We start from the raw sequence: 395 nt of genomic DNA on the forward strand, positions 1-395 counted from the left end.
CGAATGCATACAAAGATAGCGAGTCACGAATCGGCGTTTACTCTGAGAAGTGTCATCGAAACAAAGCTGACTCGAATGAGCTCTGAAAGTGATGGTTTAAGTGTATATCTGCCTGAGTGGTAATTATGACGAAATTAAGTGACTTATTAGCAATTGAAGACGAAGCAGTAAAGCAGTCTGCTTTAAAGAAGATGTTCATGCCCTATACGGAAGATGTCTGTGTTGAAGGGTATGAAAAAGAAGCATTAACGATCTTGCTTAATCTCAGTTCAAGCCATCAAGCGGATAGATGCTCGGATTGGTTGGATGTTGCCCGTGCTAAAAGGCATTTAAAAGCGGCTGAGAACCTAGAGGCGTCCCTTGATGAGATCAAATGGTTCCACACCCATAATCTC

Annotated in this window: 1 pseudogene; it reads left to right on the top strand. The window is 42.3% G+C overall.

Annotation, left to right across the window (positions count from 1 at the left end):
• Window positions 1–125: 125 nt before the first annotated feature.
• Window positions 126–395, top strand: a pseudogene (locus AB4486_RS28565) (hypothetical protein); the annotation flags it as partial.

This window comes from Vibrio sp. 10N.222.55.C6 (genome assembly GCF_041473395.1).
Classification (GTDB): Bacteria; Pseudomonadota; Gammaproteobacteria; order Enterobacterales; family Vibrionaceae; genus Vibrio; species Vibrio crassostreae_C.